The sequence below is a fragment of the Nitrogeniibacter aestuarii genome, assembly GCF_017309585.1.
Lineage (GTDB): Bacteria > Pseudomonadota > Gammaproteobacteria > Burkholderiales > Rhodocyclaceae > Nitrogeniibacter > Nitrogeniibacter aestuarii.
On the sequence record NZ_CP071321.1, the window covers coordinates 42521 to 63078 of the forward strand.

The 20558-nt window shown below is 64.9% G+C and carries 21 protein-coding genes; 15 read left to right on the plus strand and 6 right to left on the minus strand.

Translation table 11 applies throughout. From position 1 onward, the window contains the following. Positions 1-15: 15 nt before the first annotated feature. Positions 16-2169, minus strand: coding sequence for a hydantoinase/oxoprolinase family protein (locus J0W34_RS00165; protein ID WP_230970217.1), 2154 nt, complete (start codon positions 2167-2169; stop codon positions 16-18). A gap of 339 nt (positions 2170-2508) precedes the next feature. Between J0W34_RS00165 and J0W34_RS00170 the strand changes: the two genes are divergently transcribed. After that, positions 2509-3432 carry a LysR family transcriptional regulator gene (locus J0W34_RS00170; protein ID WP_227817732.1) on the plus strand — a complete coding sequence of 308 codons (924 nt, stop codon included), beginning with the start codon at positions 2509-2511 and terminating at the stop codon, positions 3430-3432. 234 nt (positions 3433-3666) lie between these two features. On the opposite strand, the gene J0W34_RS00175 is transcribed toward J0W34_RS00170, so the two are convergent. Continuing rightward, on the minus strand, positions 3667-4356 hold the full coding sequence (locus J0W34_RS00175) for a haloacid dehalogenase type II (protein WP_227817731.1): 690 nt from the start codon (positions 4354-4356) through the stop codon (positions 3667-3669). A gap of 213 nt (positions 4357-4569) precedes the next feature. Here J0W34_RS00175 and J0W34_RS00180 point away from each other — a divergent pair, with 213 nt between their 5' ends. Next, complete coding sequence (locus J0W34_RS00180; RefSeq protein ID WP_230970218.1) at positions 4570-5685, plus strand: NADH:flavin oxidoreductase/NADH oxidase; 1116 nt, start codon at positions 4570-4572, stop codon at positions 5683-5685. Between the two features lie 27 nt (positions 5686-5712). On the opposite strand, the gene J0W34_RS00185 is transcribed toward J0W34_RS00180, so the two are convergent. Further along, positions 5713-6261 (minus strand): hypothetical protein, encoded by a 549-nt coding sequence (locus J0W34_RS00185; protein WP_230970219.1) that lies wholly within the window; start codon positions 6259-6261, stop codon positions 5713-5715. A 114-nt stretch (positions 6262-6375) separates the two neighbouring features. On the opposite strand from J0W34_RS00185, the gene J0W34_RS00190 reads away from it, so the two are divergent. Further along, entirely contained in the window at positions 6376-7308 is a 933-nt protein-coding gene (locus tag J0W34_RS00190; protein ID WP_230970220.1) for a LysR family transcriptional regulator, read from the plus strand. 63 nt (positions 7309-7371) lie between these two features. Continuing rightward, the gene (locus J0W34_RS00195) at positions 7372-7659 is read left to right on the plus strand and encodes a hypothetical protein (RefSeq protein ID WP_227817727.1); all 288 of its coding nucleotides are present in this window, start codon (positions 7372-7374) and stop codon (positions 7657-7659) included. Between the two features lie 24 nt (positions 7660-7683). On the opposite strand, the gene J0W34_RS00200 is transcribed toward J0W34_RS00195, so the two are convergent. Further along, positions 7684-8064 (minus strand): hypothetical protein, encoded by a 381-nt coding sequence (locus tag J0W34_RS00200; RefSeq protein ID WP_230970221.1) that lies wholly within the window; start codon positions 8062-8064, stop codon positions 7684-7686. Next, positions 8058-8657 (minus strand): peptidoglycan recognition protein family protein, encoded by a 600-nt coding sequence (locus J0W34_RS00205; RefSeq protein WP_230970222.1) that lies wholly within the window; start codon positions 8655-8657, stop codon positions 8058-8060. Before J0W34_RS00205 ends, J0W34_RS00200 begins: the two co-directional genes overlap by 7 nt. A 181-nt stretch (positions 8658-8838) precedes the next feature. On the opposite strand from J0W34_RS00205, the gene J0W34_RS00210 reads away from it, so the two are divergent. Next, positions 8839-9744 (plus strand): tRNA nucleotidyltransferase, encoded by a 906-nt coding sequence (locus tag J0W34_RS00210; RefSeq protein ID WP_227817724.1) that lies wholly within the window; start codon positions 8839-8841, stop codon positions 9742-9744. Between the two features lie 82 nt (positions 9745-9826). Next, positions 9827-10519: an RluA family pseudouridine synthase gene (locus J0W34_RS00215; RefSeq protein WP_230970223.1), complete on the plus strand. Its 693-nt coding sequence runs from the start codon at positions 9827-9829 to the stop codon at positions 10517-10519. Between the two features lie 69 nt (positions 10520-10588). Here J0W34_RS00215 and J0W34_RS00220 read toward each other — a convergent pair whose 3' ends face one another. After that, entirely contained in the window at positions 10589-11302 is a 714-nt protein-coding gene (locus J0W34_RS00220) for an autoinducer binding domain-containing protein (RefSeq protein ID WP_227817722.1), read from the minus strand. A 125-nt stretch (positions 11303-11427) separates the two neighbouring features. Here J0W34_RS00220 and J0W34_RS00225 point away from each other — a divergent pair, with 125 nt between their 5' ends. From J0W34_RS00225 to J0W34_RS00265, 9 genes are all read left to right on the plus strand, one after another. Continuing rightward, positions 11428-11850 (plus strand): DUF4902 domain-containing protein, encoded by a 423-nt coding sequence (locus J0W34_RS00225; protein WP_227817721.1) that lies wholly within the window; start codon positions 11428-11430, stop codon positions 11848-11850. 179 nt (positions 11851-12029) lie between these two features. Beyond that, the gene (locus J0W34_RS00230; protein ID WP_230970224.1) at positions 12030-13481 is read left to right on the plus strand and encodes an amidase; all 1452 of its coding nucleotides are present in this window, start codon (positions 12030-12032) and stop codon (positions 13479-13481) included. A gap of 165 nt (positions 13482-13646) precedes the next feature. Continuing rightward, complete coding sequence (locus J0W34_RS00235) at positions 13647-14258, plus strand: acyl-homoserine-lactone synthase (protein ID WP_227817719.1); 612 nt, start codon at positions 13647-13649, stop codon at positions 14256-14258. Beyond that, a complete protein-coding gene (locus J0W34_RS00240; protein WP_230970225.1) occupies positions 14258-15769 on the plus strand; it encodes a pyridoxal phosphate-dependent decarboxylase family protein in 1512 nt (503 codons plus the stop codon). Before J0W34_RS00235 ends, J0W34_RS00240 begins: the two co-directional genes overlap by 1 nt. Continuing rightward, positions 15769-17010, plus strand: a complete 1242-nt coding sequence (locus tag J0W34_RS00245; protein WP_230970226.1) for a beta-ketoacyl-[acyl-carrier-protein] synthase family protein — start codon at positions 15769-15771, stop codon at positions 17008-17010. Before J0W34_RS00240 ends, J0W34_RS00245 begins: the two co-directional genes overlap by 1 nt. Further along, the gene (locus tag J0W34_RS00250; RefSeq protein WP_230970227.1) at positions 17010-17843 is read left to right on the plus strand and encodes a MaoC family dehydratase; all 834 of its coding nucleotides are present in this window, start codon (positions 17010-17012) and stop codon (positions 17841-17843) included. The genes J0W34_RS00245 and J0W34_RS00250 overlap by 1 nt, the downstream gene beginning before the upstream one ends. Beyond that, on the plus strand, positions 17833-18093 hold the full coding sequence (locus J0W34_RS00255; RefSeq protein ID WP_230970228.1) for an acyl carrier protein: 261 nt from the start codon (positions 17833-17835) through the stop codon (positions 18091-18093). Before J0W34_RS00250 ends, J0W34_RS00255 begins: the two co-directional genes overlap by 11 nt. A gap of 9 nt (positions 18094-18102) precedes the next feature. Further along, positions 18103-19005, plus strand: coding sequence for a diiron oxygenase (locus J0W34_RS00260; RefSeq protein ID WP_227817714.1), 903 nt, complete (start codon positions 18103-18105; stop codon positions 19003-19005). After that, positions 18978-20558: a phytoene desaturase family protein gene (locus tag J0W34_RS00265; RefSeq protein WP_230970229.1), complete on the plus strand. Its 1581-nt coding sequence runs from the start codon at positions 18978-18980 to the stop codon at positions 20556-20558. The genes J0W34_RS00260 and J0W34_RS00265 overlap by 28 nt, the downstream gene beginning before the upstream one ends.

Below are 20558 nucleotides of genomic sequence, written 5' to 3' on the forward strand. Positions count from 1 at the left end.
CCTTGAGAAGCGGGCTCAGGCCTTCACTTCCTTGAGGTGGAACAGGCGGTGCTTGTCGAGGCGGGTGGCGAAGCCCTCGGGCACGACAAAGGTGGTGGCATCGGATTCGATGATGGCGGGGCCGCTGATCTCGTTGCCCGGCTTGAGCGATTCCATCTTCCACAGCACCGCATCGACCCACTTGCCCTTGCGGTAGAACGGGCGGGTGCCCAGGTGGGCGGCTTCGGGCGGCGTGGGGCCGGCCTCTTCGTCTTCGGGCAGGGTGGGCTTCTGCACCACCACCAGGCCGCGCATGATGGCGCCGGTGACCGAGAAGCCCAGCTCCGGCGAACGGGCGGAGCTGGCATAGACGCGGGAGTAGGTTTCCTCATACGCCTCGACCATCTTGTCCCAGTCCTCGGCCGTAGCGGCGCCGGTGATCGGGGAGTCGATTTCCAGATCGTTGAGCTGGCCCATGTACTGCATGCGATAGCCCGGGCGCAGGATCACGTCTTCGGCCTTGAAGCCGTTGATGACGAATTCCTCCACCACCTTGGCGGCCAGTTCTTCCCAGGCGGCCTGGATGGTCTGGGCGCCGACGATCTTTTCCTCGTCGCTGCCATGCTGTGCCACGGCCACATCCACACTCTTGTCGTAGCGATACTCGAAGTCGGCGCAGGCGCAGCCGAAGGCCGAGAAGCCGGCGGCCCAGGCGGGCACGATCACGTCCTTGAAGCCGGCGCCCTCGGTGTAGCCATAGGTGTGCACCGGGCCGGCACCGCCGTAGGAGAAGCACACGAAATCCGAGGCGTTGTAGCCCTTGGCGCTGATGTTGGCGCGCAGGTAGTCACGCAGTTGCAGGTCGAGCAGTTCGATCACGCCGGAGGCGGCATCTTCCACCGACAGGCCCAGCGGGTCGGCCAGCTGTGCCTTGATGTGCTGACGGGCGCGTTCCACGTCCAGGGTGATGGCGCCGCCGAGGAAGTTGTCCGGGTTCAGATAGCCGAGCACCACATGGCAGTCGGAGACCGACACCGTGTCGAGCCCGCTTTCGGGCCAGCAGGTGCCCACGCGATAGCCGGCCGAATCCGGGCCGAGCTTGATGCCGCCGCTGTACGGGTCGATGCGCACGAAGCTGCCCGCACCGGCCCCGACCGAATCCATTGCCACCAGCGGCAGCGACAGCACCAGGCGCGCCATGTCCGGGTCGGACTGGATCGAGAACTTGCCCTTGGTGATCAGCGCCATGTCGAAGGAGGTGCCGCCGATATCGGAGCAGGCGATGTTGTCGTAGCCCAGGGTCTCGCCCAGCAGCTTGGAGCCGATCACCCCGCCGATGGGGCCGGAGACGATGGTGCGCGCCAGTTCCTTGGCTTTCCAGCTGATGGTGCCGCCGTGGGTAGCCATCACGCGCAGGTCGAATTTGGCGCCATGCTTCTTGAAGCGGTCGCTCACCTTCTTGAGCGTCTGGCGCGAGGGCTCGGCTGCATAGGCTTCGAGCACCGTGGTGTTCATGCGGTGGCTTTCCTTGCGCGAGGGGTAGTAGTCCACCGAGGCAAACACCGGAATGTCCACGCCCATGGCCGACAGTTCTTCGCGGCAGACGTCGCGGGCGCGCTTCTCGTTGATCTCGTTCTTGTGCGACTGGAGCAGGCAGATGACGATGGCCTGGGCGCCGGATTCGACCAGTTCGCGGGTGGCCTGGCGCACCTCGTTCTCGCGCAGCGGGATCACGATCTGACCCTGCACATCGGTGCGCTCGGTCACGCCCCGGGTGCGTGACAGCGGCACCAGCGGCTCGTCGTAGCGGTGGGTGTTCAGGTGGATGCGGTCTTCAAGCGCGTAGCCCAGATAGCTCTGGATCGCCCGCCCCATGGAGTGGACCTGCTCGAAGCCCTTGTTGCACATCAGGCCGACGTCCAGGCCGCGACGCTGGACCACCCGGTTGAGCATGGCGGTGCCCGAATACACGCAGGTGACCAGCTCGGGGTACACCTGGTCCACATCGCGACTCCAGTGGGCCAGGGCGTCCTGGGACGAATTGAAGATGGCGAGCGACTCGTCCGCCGGGTTGCTTTGCGCCTTGCCGACCACGAAGCGGCCGTCTTCACGCACGAAGAAGGTGTCGGTCATCGTGCCGCCGGCATCGATCCCCATCACCTCTACGCGAGATGCAGTCTGGACTTCCATGTTTGTCTCCATTGCGAATTATTTGAGTGGCGCAGTGCACGTGGCGCCGCACCGTCTCTTCATTTGCAATGGCTGTGCCTGCATCGGGCTGTTGCGTTGCCGCACGGCGTCATCGGCCCGTGGCCGGGGCGTTGAAGTGTCGGGGCGTGATGCATTGCAATACATCGACACCTGACGATGCTGCGGATCGAAAGACGCTGAACGGACGGAAATCGAACGTCTTGGCGACGGGGGGAGGCGGCGTTGGCCAGCGCGCTTGTGAGCGTTCGGGGGCGATGCGAGAATGGACCGGCGTCCTCCATCGAACGAAGTGCGAATGAGCCTTGAAACGTCCCGCACATGGGGTTACCCGGCCCCGTGATCGCCCGCAAGTACCGCTACCTCATCGCCCTGGCGCGAGAGAAACACTTCGGCCGCGCGGCGGCGAGCTGCCATGTATCACCCTCGACGCTGTCCACGGCCATCCGTGATCTGGAAGCGGAGCTGGGGGTCGCCGTGGTCGAACGCGGCCAGCACTACGCCGGACTGACCGCGGAAGGGGCGCAGGTTCTGCGCTATGCGCAACTGGCCGCGGCACAGGCCGACGCGCTGGGCCAGGCCCTGGCGGAACTGAGAGAGGGCGGACTCACCGGGCGGGCACGTATCGGCGTCATTCCCACCGCCACCTCGGCGGTGGCCGAGTACTCCGCCGAACTGGCGCGGCAGCATCCGCGTCTGACGCTCGACATCCTGTCCCTGGCGACGGGTGAGATCCTCGAGCGTCTGCACAGCTTCGAGCTCGATGCCGGCATCGTCTATCTGCGCTCGGCGCAGGTGGCGGACCTGGACGTCATCCCCATGTGGGCAGAAAACCATGTGCTGATCACGACCGCCACCGAGGGCGCGACGGCGGGCGAGGCAATCACCTGGCGCGAGGCGGCCGACCTCAGGTTATGCCTGCTCACGCCCGACATGCAGAACCGCCGCACCATCGACGAAACCTTCGCCGGCATTGGCGCACAGCCCCGGCCGACCATGGAGACCAACTCCATCGTCAGTCTGCTGGCGCATGTGTCTTCGGGGGGATGGTCGAGCATCGTCCCGCGCAGCGTGCTCGATTTCATCGGCCTGCCTGACGGGGTGCGGGTGTTGCGGCTGGTGGACCCGGAAGTGGCCTGGGCGACCGGGCTGGTGACCGTGCGGCGTGATCCGGTGTCACCCGTGGTGTATGCCATTCGTAAAATCGCGACCGATTTCAGTCGAGTGTTCGGAAAAACCGAATAACCCTTCTGAAAATCCCGTTTCCCAGCGGGCCGACAAATCCCTAGAGTGGCCCCATGCCGACGCAAACAGCGCCGCCGGAACGCGGCGCTGCCAGCACGGCACACCACCCCCAACCCCAATGGGCGGTCATGGTCGGGCCAGAGACAATCAATTGTCCGGTGCGTCCGGCCTCAGGCTTGCGGGCGGTGCGCCCCCTCCCTCAGCGCACCGCCCGTTGTTTTTTTCGCGATTCCGTCAGTGCATGCCCAGCCAGGCCGGCAGTTCGGCCAGGGTGGTGATTTCGCCGCGTGGGGTGTCCGGGATCTGCTCGGGCATCTGGTCAAACCGGTTGCACCAGAGCACCTGAAAGCCATACGCCTGCGCCGAGTAGGCATCCCAGCCGTTGGACGACACAAAACAGATCTTGTCCGGTGTGACGCCAAACTGCGTGCACGCCAGCTCGTAGACTTTCGGATGCGGCTTGAAGACACCCACGGACTCCACGGACAGAATGCGGTCGAGCAGGGTGTTGAGCCCGGCGTTGGTCACCGCCGCCTTGAGCATGGCGGGTGTGCCATTGGAGAGCACGGCGGTTTTCAGGCCGGCCCGGTGCAGTCGTTCGAGGGTGGGTTTGGTCTCGGGGTAGGCCTGAATCTTCAGGTACGCATCCATAAGCTGGTCACGCAGACCGGGGTGCTGGATGCGCAGGGTACGAAGCGCGAACTCCAGCGCTTCTTCGGTGACTTTCCAGAAATCCGCGTGATGGCCGGACACGGCGCGCAGCCAGGTGTACTGGAGTTGTTTCGAGCGCCACAGGTCGGACAGGGCCTGCCAGTGCTCACCCAGTGCGGCCTGCGATGCCCGGGCCACGCTGGAAACGTCGAAGAGTGTGCCGTAGGCATCGAACACGCACACTTCGATACCCTTGAGGCGATTTGTGTTCATGGTGTTGCTGACTCCTCCGATGGGGTTGCGGGGCACTCACCCCTATCATCGTAGATGATCGAGACGCAGATGCGGTCAGACGTCACGAAGTCGATTGAACTGTCTTCCGGACCGCGGTCAGAGTGTCTTGTGTGGGCATGACCGGCCCAAAGTTCCCATCGTCTTGCCGACCGGCCACCTGAGCCGACAGTCGGTTCCGAGGAGATTACCAACGTGAGTCAGCTGTTCTCCCCCGTCCGCCTCGGCGCACTGGATCTGCCTAACCGTATCGTGATTGCGCCCATGTGTCAGTACTCGGCAAAAAATGGCTGCGCCACCGACTGGCATCTGATGCATCTGGGCCAGATGGCCATGTCCGGCGCCGGCCTGCTCATCCTCGAAGCGACGGGGGTCACGGCCGAAGGGCGCATCTCTCCGCATGATCTGGGGCTCTACAACAACGCCAATGAAAGCGCGTTGGCGCGGGTGCTGGCGGGCGTGCGCGCATACTCCGGCATGCCCTTGGGTATTCAGCTCTCTCATGCCGGTCGCAAGGCTTCCAGCCGCGCCCCATGGGATGGTGGCGGGCTGATCACCGACGAGGCTGAAGGCGGCTGGCAGACCGTCTCTGCCTCGGCCATTGCCCATGGCGCCGACGAACCGCCGCCGGTGGCGCTTGATGCCGACGGACTGGCCGCGGTGCGCGACGCCTTTGCCGAGGCCGCCCGACGGGCCGATCGCCTCGGGCTTGACCTGATCGAGGTGCACGCCGCGCACGGCTACCTGCTGCACCAGTTTCTCTCACCCCTGTCGAACCAGCGGAACGACGAATATGGCGGCGCTCTGGACAAGCGCATGCGCTTCCCGCTGGAGGTGTTCGATGCCGTAAGGGCTGCCTTTCCGAGAGAAAAGCCGGTAGGGATGCGTATTTCCGCCAGCGACTGGGTTGATGGGGGTTGGGATATCGACCAGAGCGTCGAGCTGGCCCGCGCGCTCGACGCCCGCGGCTGCGATTTCATTCATGTGTCGAGTGGCGGGCTGTCCACCGCCCAGAAGATACCGCTCGAAGCGGGTTATCAAATCCCCTTCGCGGCGCAGATCAAGGCGCAGGTGAGCATGCCGGTGATCGGCGTCGGCCTGATCACCGAACCGGAACACGCGGAAGCCATCATCGCCGAAGGGCATGCCGATCTGGTCGCTTTGGCGCGTGGCATGCTCTACGACCCGCGCTGGCCCTGGCATGCTGCGGCCCGGCTTGGCGCCCGGGTCAATGCCCCCCGGCAATACTGGCGCTGCGAGCCGCAGGCAGCGCGCGGGCTGTTTACGGACCAGGCCGACGGCCGGCGCTGACGCGCAAGGCCGCCGGCGGTGGCTAGGTCAGTTGAACCGGCTTTGGCCGGGGAATCGGCGCGTGTCGTCCCAGGCATGCAGGGTGGCCATCAACAGCGCCAGCTCGCCCTCGTCCAGCCGCCCGTCGCTGCGCATGACCTGGTACATGATGTCGAGGGTGCGTTCGCGCAGGGTCGTGTCGGTGATTTCATCGAGCAGGCCCTGCACCTGGTCGCGTGATATGACATAGCCACCGCCCAGTGCCGGCATGCGTTCGACGTCGGCGCAGAACTCGTACAGCACCTGAAAGAACTCGCTTTCGCTCAGTCCCAGCTGTGCCAGTCCGCCGTCGTCGCACAACACCTCCACCTCGCAGGGTTTCATGCGCCCGTTGGCCAGCAGGCTCAGGGCCAGCAGTCGTGCCAATGCCTGTTGATTGCCGCCGCGCACAACCGGCTGGCGCGCTGCCCGCTGTCCGGCCGCAGGTGATGGCTGCACGGCCAGGATGCGGCGCTTGGGCGAGGTGTGCCGGCGTCCGCGCTCACGCGGTGCAGGCTCATCGGTTTCAAACGCATCGACATCGTGGGCACTGATCATGGTTCAACTCCTCACTTTGAGAATGAGCTTCGAACTCTACGGACAGCGCGCCTACGGATAAATCGAATCGAAATTGAGTCTATATTCCAGTTTCTGGAAGAATGGGGCCGCGAGATGAAGCCGGGTGACCTGAATTTTCGACATCTGCTGTATTTCTGGGCCGTCGCGCGCGAGGGCAGCATCACCCGCGCGGCGCAGACACTCGGGCTCTCGGTACAGGCCATCAGTACCCAGCTCTCGCAACTGGAAAGCCAGCTCGGGCACAGCCTGCTCGTGCCGCGCGGCCGCGGGCTGGAGCCCTCCGACACCGGTCGGCTGGTGCTCGGCTACGCCGACCAGATCTTCCAGCTGGGCAGCGAAATGCGTGACGTGCTGGCGCACACGTCGCGCCCCCAACGGCGTCTGTCGGTCGGACTGACCGACCCGATTCCAAAACTGGTGGTGGCGCACATGCTCGAACCCGTGCTGCAGTCGGGCGACGAATACCGCCTGCACTGCGTCGAGGGCCATCTGGACGATCTGGTGGCCGATCTGGCGCTGAACCGCCTCGATCTTGTCCTCGCCCACCGGCCCGTGACGTCCACGTCCAGCCTCAAGGTGTATGTCCGTCCATTGGGGGAATGGCCGATGGCCCTGTATGCGGCTGAGCCGCTCAGGGCTCGGTTGATACCTGATTTTCCGACCCGCCTGGCCGAGGCGCCCATGCTGCTGCCGATGGCCGAGAATCCCCTGCGCATGGCGATCGAAGACTGGTTCCGCCGCCACCGGATCGTCATCACGGTGCGCGCCGAGTGTGCCGACAGTGCGTTGCTCAAGACCTTCGCCCGGGCGGGCATGGGGGTGTTGGCCGCCCCGGTGGGGCTCGAGTCAGAGCTTCTGTCGCAGTATGGCCTTCACCCTGTTGGCCAACTCGACGGGGTCACGGAAACCTTCTTTGCGGTCACCACCGAACGACGCATCGAACACCCGGGTGTGCAGGCGATTCTGGACGCGGCAGAGCCGGGTGAAGTGCGCGACGGTCAACGCCGCAAGGGCAGGGTGCGTTGATCGTGTGCTCATTCGCGGAGCGAATGTGACACGATGCCGACTTTCCGACGATCTGATACCGCCATGTTCCGCCAACTGCTCAAGCTTGCCGCCGTCCTCATCGTCATCGCCGCTGCGGGTGTGCTGCTCAACCCCTCGCCCGAAAAGCACCGCGACACCATCGCCCAGGAGATGGGCCGCCGCAGCCAGATCGCCGATCTGCTCCAGCTGGGACGCATCACGGCGTTCTTTTCCGAGTATCACTCCTTCGGGGTGGGCTCCTACACAACGGTCAATGACAAGGTCGTCTCCATCGGTGCCTACGGTTTCGTGTTTGTCCGGGAGAACGCGGTGGTGACCGAGCCGCGTTGATGCGCCCTTTGGCGCGCTGAGGGCTCAGGGCCCGAACAGATCCCCGCAATCCTCACACGCAAAGAACCAGCGCCGTTCGCCGCAGGTGATCGACCCGGTCATGGCGGCGCTGATGTCGAAGTCGCACGGCTGGCCGTCATGCTTGAGCGTGCCCTCAATCCGGCACGGCGCCAGCGGGTAGTGGTCAGCCAGGGCTTTTTCGCTGAGTTGACGGGCCCGACGGAAAAAGACGTGTGCCTCATCATGGGTCAGGTCCACGTCGGCCGTGGTGCAGCCCTTGGGGTCCGATGACGTGAAGTCGGCAATGTAGACCGCGCTCAGGTGGGTGGTGTCGAGCCGTGCGGGGCCACTGGCACAGCCGGCCAGGGCGAGGCTCAGCCCGATCAGGAGGGTTCTGACTACCATGTGGCGCTGGCTGCCTCGCCCGGGTGCTTGTAGGAAACGTCAGGATGGCGGAAGACGTCGTCGCCGTCGAGCTCGAAGTGGCCGTAAAGCTGACCGAGCAGCCATTGCAGGCTGTCCACCTGCTGGGCGCTCAGCGCCTCGAAGCGGGTGTCGTCAAGGTGTCTGCCGACCAGTTCGATCCCGATGGAATCGCTGTTGACGGGAAAGCGCTCCGGGTAGTCCTTCTGTCGCTCGATGCGGTCAATGGCCCGGATGCGCGCGGCCCAGGAGAGCGTCATGGCGGTGGCCAGGTCGGCATCCTTGCACTGGCTGCCTTTGAGCTGCAGGCAGCGTGATTTGATCAGCCGGCCCACGTGATAGCAGCGCATCTTCACGCTGGCGGTCTGGTAGATGCGGCCGTCCTTGCCGATCAGGAAATGGGCCCCGTTGCCGCCGCCGTTGTAGGCATTGAAGGTGGCCTGGGCGGAAGGGGCGTCGGTCTGATGGACCACGATGCCGTGCACCGCGTCGAGCGTACCGTGTTCGATGTGGGAGAAGCGTTGCCACTGCACCCGCGGGTCGACGAGCATGCCGTCTTGATCGATTGAGGACATGGGCGGTTCCGGTCAGAATGAGCGCAAAGCCTATGACATATAGATGGTTGCGTCCACCCGCGGATTGAAACGCTTGGCCGAATGGCGGTTTGCTCCGACAATCCGGCGCAGCACGCCGCGTGGGATGCGGCACACAAGTTGCATATATCCTGTCCGCTGAAACTCTTCCTGGGTGCTATCCATGCCCGCCAACATGCTCAAATCCCTGCTTGGCGCCTCCAAGGGGCGGCCGGCCTTCAGTGTGCTCCAGATGGCAGCCATTGCCGCGCAGGACGTGGCACCCCTGGATGAAGAAACCCTTCATTTCATGCGCCTTCAGGTCGAGTCCGAGGTGTTCTCGGCGGTACGCCCGCCGGACATGTGGGCCGAGCTGGCCAAGGGCCTGATGGGGCACAAACCCTCGCGCATGGTGCAGTCGCTACACGATTGTGGCGCGCTGGCCCTGGTGCTGCCTGAAGTGGCCGCCTTGTTCGGAGTGCCACAAAGTGCGGACGATCCGCCACAAGTCGACATCGGGCTGCATACCCTGCGCGTGCTCGACGAGGCGGCGCAGCGGGGGGCGCCACTGGCGGTGCGCTTCGCCGCCCTGGTGATGAATGTGGGCAAGTCGGACTCGCCCCCCGAGCACCTGCCGGCCCACTACCGGCACATGGACCGTGCACGGCCGCGCATCGAACGCATCTGCAAGCGTTTTCGCGTGGCCGATGCCTGTCGTGATCTCGCCTTGCTGGCGCTGGCCGAGTGCGAGCGAGTGCACCGGGCCGCGCGCATGCGCGCCGGCTCCATGGCGGCCATGCTCGAGCGGGTGGACGCACTGCGCAATCCGGACCGCTTCGAGCTGCTGCTGCTGGTGTGTTCCTGCGACTTCAACGCCTACCCGCGCCGCCAGTGGCGCCGCTACACCAAAGCCGACATGCTGCGCGCTGCGCTCGACGCCTGCCGCCGTGTGGACCCGTGCAATCTGCCTCCGCCCGACGCCACTGAAGACGACGGCATGAGTCCGCTGCTGCAGGCGCGCGCCCTGGCGGTCGCGACCGCGCTGCGCTCGGCCAGATGGGCGGACCCGACCGACGATACTGTCGACTGAACCGCCGCGCTTCTTGGCGCACTGCCACAGTCCGGTGTAAAAGGGCGGTGCCCGACCGTCGCCCCTTCGATCATCCGCCCTCATGCACCCGACCGCGCCGCCGCGACACCGCCTGCTGAACGACTACACCGATGCCGACTTCACGCCGGGCATCCTGTATGTGGACGACTTCATCCTGGTGGCGGACAAACCGGCCGGGCTGCTCTCCATTCCCGCCGTGGGCGATGACCGGCAGGATTCGCTCGTCACCCGCATTCAGGCCGAGTACCCCCGCGCCCAGATCGCCCACCGGTTGGACGAAGCCACCTCGGGCATCGTGCTGTTCTCCATGTACCAGGCCATGTTGCGCCGGATTCACTGGGCCTTCCGCCAGCGGGTGGTGGGCAAGCGCTATCAGGCGGTGGTGCATGGACACATGCTGGAAGGCGAGGGCGAGATCGACCTGCCCCTCGCCCCGGTGCCGGACCGCAACCCCTGGCATCAGGTGGACCACGACAACGGCCTGCGCGCGGTCACCCGCTACACGGTGGTGGATCGCTTCGAACGCCTTGGTGAGCCGCTCACCCGCGTGGCCCTCAAGCCCATCACCGGGCGCACCCACCAGCTGCGGGTGCATCTGCTTGCGCTCGGCCACCCGATCATCGGCGATCCGCTCTACGCGCCGGAAGGCAGCGCCCAGCGCCACAAGCGGCTGCATCTGCATGCCTCGCAGCTGAGCATCTGCCATCCCTTCCACCGCACGGCGCGGTGCTTTGATTCGGTGGTGCCGTTCTAGGGCGCGCGTCACGGGCGTTGCGGCTTCGCCAACGGGAGGCAGCCGCTCGCAGGTGGCTGCCGTGCAGGCTTAATCCAGCAATCCCAGGATGGCGGCCTTGACCGCGGTGGCGGTCTTGTTGGCGCAGTTGAGTTTGGCCATGGCGTTGGCGGCGTGGAAATTCACGGTGCGGTCGGAAATGCCCATGAGAATCGAAATCTCGCCGGCGGTCTTGCCCTCGGCGGTCCATCGCAGGACCTCGATCTCGCGCGTCGTCAGCTCGCCCGAATCTTGCGCGTGGTGATCGCGGGCAAGCTGATGGCACATGTATTCATGGCCGGCATGGGCGAGAAAGCTCAAACGTGCGCCGTTCGCCGTGAGTTCGGCGGAACCGAGATATTCGGCACCGCGCACGAACGAGACGAGGCTCTGCAGGCCGCGACAGTCGGTGGCCGATTGGGACCAGCCATGGGCAATGCCGAATTGCCGGGCCTCTTCCCAGAACGTGTTGCTGGCCCTGGAATAGTGCTCGGACCAGACAATGGGTATTTGCGATACCATCCCGCGCATGACAATGGGGTCGATCTTCACATAGCCCCGCTCGGCATACAGGGTTTGCCATTGTTCCGGGTAGTTGTTGAGCAGAACGATGCGCGGATTGCTCAGTGGATAGCGAAAGCGCACGCCGTAGGCGAGGTGGTCGAAACCAAGTGCCTTGCCTTCGCGCTCGATCACCGAAAACACCTCGGTGGCGCTGTGCGCTGCGCTCAGGCGGGTGAGGAGGTCTTCGCGCCAGACGTTCATCTGGCGCACCTTCGCCGCGGATCGGCATTTCTTGACCTGTCAACGTTGACATGCCGTGAAACACGGCGGCGCGCTAATGTCCGGAAATAACGAAGCGCTTCAAACCAATAACAACGCGTGAGCAAATGAGAACAGAACATCCACTGGAATCCGTCGTCCGGGTGTCGGACGATGGGTTCGTCCGTTTGTCGGAGCAGGACTTGAGCACCGTCCGGCTGCGACATTTCGTTTCGGGTCTGGACGCACCGGAGACGGCGGCCATTCCGGGATGCGGCGACGTGACGGAGGTGACCGGGTTCACCGAGTGGATCGCGGGGCGTCGTCCTTACATCAGTCTGGGCTGGGATTGGGTGCTCGATGTCTCGCACGGTCATACCTCCCTCAAGCGCACGGGCGAACCACGAACGAACGTCATGCTGGTCGATGGGCACACGCGGGATCTGGGCATGGATGCCTCCCTTCGGCGACTGGCAGCCCTTGTCGACGACATGGCCTGGAGCACGACCGTATGGCCCTCCATCGTCCAGCGTTACGGTGGTCCCGGGTAATTCATCCGTCAGTAAAACACACCATCCTTAACGGTACATGAATGGCTCGGAATTCGCCTGTACACGAGGATCATGGTTCATAAAATAATTCAAACGATGCCCATAGACAATAGCAATTTTGACGTATGTCGCCAAGCAAACGTCATGAACAGTTTGTTGCGGGCGCAAGGGATGTGAGCTTGACCAATTCGGTTGCCCGGCTGCATGAGGCGATGTCGAATGGCTCGACAAGCGCAGTGGCCGCGGTGGAAGAGTGCCTGTCGCGGATCGATGTCTCCAACGGTCGCATCAACGCGGTCGTGACCCTGGATGCGGCGTCAGCCCGCCGGCAGGCCGAAGCCTTTGATCGCGAACCCGTCCCTGACCCGGTGAGCCTCCCGTTGCGGGGCGTGCCGATCACCGTCAAGGATGCGTTTGCCACGGCCGGCATGCGCACGACGGCCAGCCATCCGCCGCTGGCCGACTACGTGCCCGACACCGACGCGACCGTGGTCGCGCGCTTGCGCCAGGCGGGCGCCATCATCCTGGGCAAGACGAACCTGTCCCGGCTGGCGGGCGATCCTCAATGCATCAGCCCGGTGTTCGGGGTGACGCACAACCCGTGGTGCCACGATGCGACCCCCGGTGGCAGTTCCGGCGGTGCGGCTGCGGCCGTGGCCATGGGCTTTTCGTACATGGACCCGGGCAGCGATCTGGGGGGCTCCATCCGTATCCCGGCGGCCTTCTGTGGCGTCTATGGACTCAAGGCCACCGAGAACCGGATTCCGAGAACCGGTCACATTCCCCATCTGCCCGGGCAGCCGCGCAGTGTCCGGCACATGCTCAGTTTCGGCGTGCTGACCCGGTCGATCGAGGATCTGGCGCTGGGCCTGTCGGTCCTGGCGGGGCCGGACCGTGTCGATACCGAGGTGCCGCCGGTCCTTGGTGTGGCCGGGCGCGCTCGCTCCGATCGTCTGCGTGTCGCCTGGTGGGATGACTTCGCCGGCCTGCCCCTGTGCGATCGCACGCGCGCCGGCCTGGACCGGGCCATCGGGCGGCTCACGGAAGCGGGCGTGGATGTGGTGCGACGTCTGCCCGATGGCTTCGATCCCGAGCGTGCCCTCTACGCCTATGGGGTTCTCGCCGGTGCTGAGATCGGGCTGGCGTTCCAGCCCTGGGAGCGCCATCTGATCGCGTTGGCCGGCCGGTTGATTCCCAGGCGTCAGACCCTCACGCGCGCGTTCACGCACGGTTTGCGCTTCGACTGGCGCCGCTACAACGCGGCGCTCAACATCCGCGACCAACTGATCGGCGCCATGGAGGACTTCCTTGATGACCATGACGTACTGATATGCCCCACGGCCCCGCGGACCGCCTATCCGGCCTTCGCGCTCAAGCCGCTGGGCAAGCCGCCGACGCTGGCGGTCGGCGACCGGGCCCTGCCGTTTCTGGAAGCCACCGTCAGCATGGTCGGGCTGTTTTCTCTGACCGGTCATCCCGTCGTTTCGCTGCCGGCCGGGCTGGTCGACGGCCTGCCGGTCGGTCTGCAGTGTGTCGGCCGACGCTGGGGGGACGAAGCGCTGATCGAGGCATGTGCGCAGATCGATCGCATCGTCGATGGCTACGCGTCGCCACCGGCATCATCCGGCTGACGACAACCGGTCCGGGGGGTTGCCAGCCCGAGCTTGTGCCTGGCTTCAGCACATCTGCATGACATTCGTCACGCTTTGTCGTCTGTCAACGTTGACAGTATCGGGTCGATGTTGATGACGATGTAATGGCGCCACTTCAAATTCTGAGTCTCTCGGGGTGGTGCCATGGAGTTTTTGTCTGGATGCCGTAAACAGCTTGGTTCCCAGGAATACACGGAGCTGGCGGCCTACCGTTACCGCGTGTTCGTCGAGCATCTGGGCTGGGAGCTGGGATGCCCGGAGGGTTTCGAGGCGGACCAGTTCGATCGCGATGACACCCTCTACGTGATCAGCCACGATCCGGAAGGCCGTATCAACGGATGCGCGCGTCTGTTGCCCACCGTGCGCCCGTATCTGCTCAAGGATGTCTTTCCCGAATTGCTCAATGGTGCGACACCGCCCGTCTCGGAGGACGTGTGGGAGTTGTCGCGATTCACGGCCTTCACGCTTGAAGGGCGGATGGAGTCGGGGGTGGGGCAGTTTTCCTCTCCGGTGGCCGTCGAGTTGCTGCGTGAATCCATTGCGTGTGCCGCCCGCCAGGGGGCTCGCCGGCTGATCACGGTGTCACCGCTGGGCGTCGAGCGCCTGCTGCGACGTGCCGGATTCCGGGCGCACCGGGCAGGGCCGCCGATCATCGTGGGCGGCTATCCGCTGTTCGCGTGCTGGATTGACGTTGACGCCCAGACGGTTGCCGGTGGCGAATCCCCGGTCGGGAGTCCTTCGCCGGGACGCAAGTAATGGCCAAGCCGATGACGGCGGTGACGCCCGGGGGCGGCGCGGGGCCGTCGGCGGCCGGTGCGCCGGTGCGCTGGGACGGCACGCGCTACGAGCGCCTGCTTCAGGCCTCGTCGCGGTTCGCTGCGCTCGATGCCGACCTGCGTCCGGAGGTCATGCCGGGCCAGTCCATCGAGTCGCTCGAGCGTTGTGCCGACCGTATTGAAGGTCATCTGGCCGATGAGGCTTACGAGCTGGCCGTGCAGATGCTCATCGACACGTCGGTGCACTACAGCCACAGCGGTTATCTCAATCAGCAACTGAATTTTCCCTTGCCCGGTGCGGTGATCGGCGCCCTGTGGGGGGCTGCCCTCAATCAGGGGCAGGCGGTGTTCAGCATGTCGCCGATGACCAGTGTCATCGAGCGCCGTGCCCTCACGTGGGCGCAGCAGCGCCTGGGTCTGGCAGATGAGGCCTTTGGCATCAGTTGCGGCGGGGGGAGCCTCGCCAACCTGTCGGCCATGCTCGCAGCGCGCAATCGACTCGATGCCTGGGGAGCGTGGGACCGGGGCCAGCCGGCGGACGTGACCGTGCTGGTCAGCCGTCACGCCCACTATTCCATCGCCCGTGCCGCGGCCATCGTCGGCATCGGGACGGCCCGCGTGCGCGCCATGCCCACCGATGAAGACGGGCGGATCGATCTGGCGGCGGTATTCGAGGTGCTGGCCGAGGGTGGTGCGTGCATCGTCTGCCTGAGCGCCGGGACGACGTCGACCGGTGCCTTCGATGATATGGCCGGTTTCTTCGAGCGCGCACCGGCGCTGGATCCTGCACGCGTCTGGGTGCACGTGGATGCCGCGCACGGGGGCTCGTTCTACAGCTGCCCGCATCTGGCTCGGCAGTTTGCCGCGCTGAAGCGGGCGGACAGTGTGTGCTGGGACCTGCACAAGGTGTTCTTCCAGAGCGTGCCCTTGAGCTTCCTGTTCTTCAAGGACCGGCATGCCGCCAGTCATGCCTCGCGGCACAGCACGCCCTATCTGACGCAGGAGTGGGCCGGCGATTACCCGGACATGCACAACTGGACCCTGGAGTGCTCGCGTCATGCCAACGCCATCAAGCTGTGGCTGTCGCTGCATACCACGGGGGCCGAGGCCATCGAGCGCGATGTGCGGGGGTTGCATGCGCTGACGGTGACGCTGTCGGAGCGCCTGCGGCAGAACGCCCGCCTGACGGTGTACGGCCAGCCGGACACCAACATCGTGTGCTTTCGCGTCGCCAGTGGCGTGTATGGCGACGGTATCACCCAGCAGTTGTTCGACCAGCTGAACGGAACGCGTTACTGGTCAGTCGGGCACGTCCATCTGGATGGCCATTTCTTCATCAAGGTGTGCTTCATGAATCCGCGCATGACCGAGGCGCTCGTTATCGAGTTTGCGTCCGAGGTCGAGCGGCAGTTGCGCACTGTAGCGGCCGTGATGCTCGTCGGCGACGAGAGCGCGGACGGTTCCCATGAATTCATCGAGGCGGTGTGGTAATGCGACGAGTGGTAGTGACAGGGTACGGTGCGGTGACCGCACTGGGCGAGACAGCCGGCGAGGCCTGGACGTCGATCATGAACGGGGTCATGGGGTATTCGAAGCAGGGCTTCGACAATCCGGACATCAAGGCGAAGTTCTACGCGTTCGTGCCCGAATCGAAAGCCCGCTACAAGGCGATTCCCAAGGCCATCCAGCGCTGTTTGCCGCGTTTTGCGAAAAACGCGGTGGTGGCGGCCCGCGAGGCCCTCGACATGGCGTTCGGCGATCCCCAGCGCATCGCCGACCATTACGCCGCACATGATTGCGGCGTGATCATCGGTACGGGCTGGGGGGGCGTTGACCAGTCCAACGAAATCCACGGCGAATACCTCGAGACCGGGTTCGGCAATCCCTTCGGCAGCCTGATCACCATGCCGAGCGTGGCCACCGGGGCATGCTCCCTGCTGTGGAACCTGCGCGGCTACCAGAACACCGTCAATGCCGCGTGTGCCACGGGCACCATCGCCATCGGCGATGCCTTCGAGATCATCCGCAGCGGTCGGGCGCGCATGATGCTGGCGGGGGGCTCCGAAACCCTGGTGGGCGAAACCAACGTGTGGAACATCGACGTGCTCAACGCCCTGAGCAAGGAGCAGACGCATCCGGAGCTGGCCTGCTGCCCCTTCGACCGTCGCCGCTCGGGCTTCGTGCTGGCCGAGGGCGCTGCCGTGGTCTGCCTGGAAGAGTACGAGCATGCCGTGCATCGCGGTGCCCGGATCCTGGGTGAAATCACCGGCTACGGCAATTATTCCGATGCCTGCGACTTCACCGCCCCGGCCGAGGACATGGCCTCCCGGGTGAAGTCGATCGAGCGCGCCCTGATTCAGGCCAACGTGAAGCCCGGACAGATCGGTTACATCAATGCCCACGGGACTTCGACACCGCTCAACGACCTGAACGAGACCAACTCGATCAAGAAAGCCTTCGGCGAAGTGGCCTGGGACATTCCGGTCTCGAGCACCAAGTCGTACAGCGGACACCTGATTTCGGCGGCCGGCAGCTTCGAGACCATCATCTGCCTCAAGGCGCTGGAAACCGGCACGCTGCCGGGCACGCGGAATCTCAATGATCCCGACCCCGAGTGCGACCTGAACTATCTGGCCAATGGCCATGTGCAGGCTGACGTCGATCGGACGCTCAACCTGAGTTTCGGGTTCGGGGGCGCCAATGCGGCGCTCGTGATCGAACGGGTGCGCTGATGCGCTTCGTCTTCCAGCCCACCGATGTGCGCGACTGGGCCGACCTGTCGCAGGACTTCAACCCCATCCATTTCGATCAGGCGGTGGCCCGGCGGATGGGGCTCGACGGCGTCGTGGTGCACGGCATGCTGCCGCTGATGCATATCAAGCGCCAGCTCGGCCGGCAGCTCGATCCGCACGCCACCGCCCTGTGGCGGACCATCCGCTGCAAGTTCCGTCAGCCGGTCGCCGAGGGGCGAGGCCATCAGCTGGAAGTCAAAGCGCGCCCGTCGGCCTTCCGCTTCTCGCTCAAGCGCGAAAGCGACGGTGCCGAGACCATCGGCGGTTCGGCGCTTGAAGCGGCCGTCGACGACGAGTCGGCGAGCGCGTCGGCTTGTTTCGACATCGCTCCGGACGTGTTGCGCGAAAAAGCGGCCACCTTCCACAGCGCGTTTCCCGAGTTCGACCGCGCCTGGTTGCTGCTCGACGCCATCGTCTTCTCCCAGTTTCTCAGCCACCAGATTCCCTACGAGCTGGTCCGGCAGGTGCCGGGATTCGATGACGCCATGGATCAGCGCGACCTGATGCATCGGGTGCTCACGGTGCAGACATCGCACACCGTGTCGGTGGCGCCATCGCTATGGCAGCAGCCCATCGAATCCTTCGATCCGGCGCGCCGGGTCGAGTGTCGCGTGCTGCCGCCGGTGACCGCGTCGGGGGGCGACAAGAGCCTGGCCGGGACCTGCCAGATCAACGTGTTTCTCGATGGCGAATTCGTCATGCAGTCCGAGGTCGGCGTCTTCCTGCGCTTCGACCCGTTTCACCACTCTTCACGAGGTAATCATGAGCAATAAAGAAGACATCCTGGCGCACCTGACCGACCTGATCGTCGACATGAAGGATTGCGAGACGACGGCGGTGCACCCGGCGGCCACCTTCGAAGATCTGGAACTGGACAGCCTCGACTTCGTCGAGGTGCAGGTGTCGGTCAAGAAGCGCTACCAGGTCAACCTGGTGCCCGACCTGTTCGCCAACGGCACCATTGCCAACGTCGGTCAGCTGGTGGATTACATCGCCGCCGAGTCGGTCGCGGTCGAGGCCTGAGGAGGGCGCATGGAAACGCTTGAACGCACCCAGACCCGCATCGGGCTGACCGAGGTCGACCGGGCCAAGGTCGGCACCCTGATCCGCGCCTCGCACCGTCATGTCATGGACCTGGAGACGGTGCTGCCGTGGGCCGACGGCATCGACTTCTCCCGCAATCCGAAACTCGAAACCGGCAGCTGGATCTACGGCACCGAATACTGGGACGCCCTGACCCCCGAGCAGCGCAACGAGTTGTTGTGGAAAGAGGTGGCCCGCGATGTCTCCATGTTCATCTGGCTGGAGCAGTCGCTGCCGCCGCTCTACATGAACTACGCCAATCAGGAGCCTTTCGGCATGCTGCCGGAGGTGTACGAATACCTGATGATCTTCTCCCGAGAAGAGATCACCCACACCCTGATGTTCCGCCGCTACCTGGATCTGGCGAAGCTGCCGCTGTTCGATCCGCCGCGCGGCGCCTACGCCCAGTTCACCCGCCAGCTGCCGGAAATGCATCCTGTGCTCGGCATCCTGTCGACGCTGATGCTCGAGTGGGTGGCCGAACTCAATGCCATCTATCTCACCCAGGGCCGCGACAACGAGCCGCTGACCCGCAAGATGTTCCATGAGCACCACATCGAGGAGGTGCGTCATATCGCCTTCGGCAAGCGGGTGGTCGAATACTTCTTCGAGAACGGCCCGGCCGAGGTGATCGACCGCATCCGTGGCAGCTTCGCGCCGCTCTACCAGAACCTGAAGAACGAGGTGACCTACAACCGGGACATCGCCCGTCACACCTCCTTCAAGTTTCCGATCGCCGAGGATGACGACGCGGCGGTCGAGCGTATCCGCCAGTCCGAGAACAACCGTCGCATGAATGGCGAGCGCTTCGCCGAGGTCGATACATGGTTCGCGAAACTCGGGATTCTCTGAGCGATCGCCCCTGGGATCTCGTCTGCGTCGGGACCGGCATCTCGGCCCTGACCTATGGCGCCTTGCGCCTGCGCGAGGCGCCCGGGCAGCGGATGCTGTTCCTTGAGCAGCACAACGTGCCCGGCGGCTACAGCAGCGAATTCGTGCGCCCCAAACAGGGCGCGCGATTCGACTGCAGCCTGCACAAGCTCACCGGCATGGGCGAGACCGGCAACCTGCGTCAGCTCTTTCGTGAGCTCGATCTGGAATCCAGCGTCGAACTGGTGTTCTCGCCGGCCTGGTTCCAGGTGGCCGGTGGTGTCGAGCTGATGCTCGACCAGGTGCCATCGCGCATGCGCGATGCCTTGTGCGATGCCTTTCCCGACGAGGCGGGTGCCATCGACGCCTTTCTGTACGAGGTGGAGGTGCACGGGCGCAACTCCTACATGCAGTTCGAGGTCATGCTCGGTCGCTTCGAGCCGGACTTCAAAGCCTTGCGTGTGGCGCACCGGACGCTCAAGATCATCACGGTACTCGACGCGCTGCGTGCACGCTTCAAGGACCCGAGGCTGATCGAAATCCTCAGCCTGCCCGCGATCTACATCGGCGCCTTCCCCGAGCAGTGCGCCTTTCTGTACTACCTGCACGTGGTGTATGCCAGCCTGTATGAGCGCAGCGCCTACATGCGTGGTGGCTCGCAGCAGCTCTCGCGCTTGCTCGTGAGCCAGATCGAGTCCATGGGCGGCGAGGTCCGGCTCAAGACCGACGTCGAGCAGGTGCTGATCGATCCGGACTCGGGCCTGGCCACCGGCGTGAGAACCGACCGGGGCGAGGTGAGGGCGGATCGGGTGATGATCAACGCCTCGCCGCGTTACGCCCTGGAGACGCTGCTGCCGCCGCTCGACGCGCTGGCCCCGCATCGGGCGCGGGCCGCCGAGCAGGTGACCGCCAACGCCACCACCACGCTGTACCTCGTCCTCGATTGCCCGCCCGAATCCATCGGCCTCGATCACGCCGAAACCATGGTGCTGGCCGACGATCCGCTCGCCGCGCTCGAAGCGCGCCGGCAGGCCCGTGCCCAGCCCACCGAGGCGGCCCTGTGCGAGCCGGCCTACTGGGGTGCCTCGTCCTTCGAGGTCACCAACTATCACGCCCTCGACCCCAGTGGGGGGGCCGTGGTGATCGTCAATGTGCTCGACGACATCCGTCACTGGCCGCCGCGCAAGACGCCGGAATACCGGCAGAAGAAGCGCCGGGTCGCCGAGCAGTTGCTCGCCCGGCTCGACAAGGTGCGTCCCGGCCTGCGCGGACATGTGCGCTACAGCGAGGTCTCCAGCCCGCGCACCTACGAGCGCTACACCCGCAATAGCGCCGGTTCGGGCTACGGCAACCTGGTGCTGCCAGAGGCCACGCCCAACCTCATCAACCACAACTTTCCCGTGCGCAACCTCAGCTTCCTCAGCGCCTGGATCTCCGGCTCCGGCTACGAAGCCACCATGGGATATGCACGCATGCTGGTGCGCAGCGCACCCCCCGCACGGCTGGCCCGCACCGGTACCGACAGGAGTTTCTGA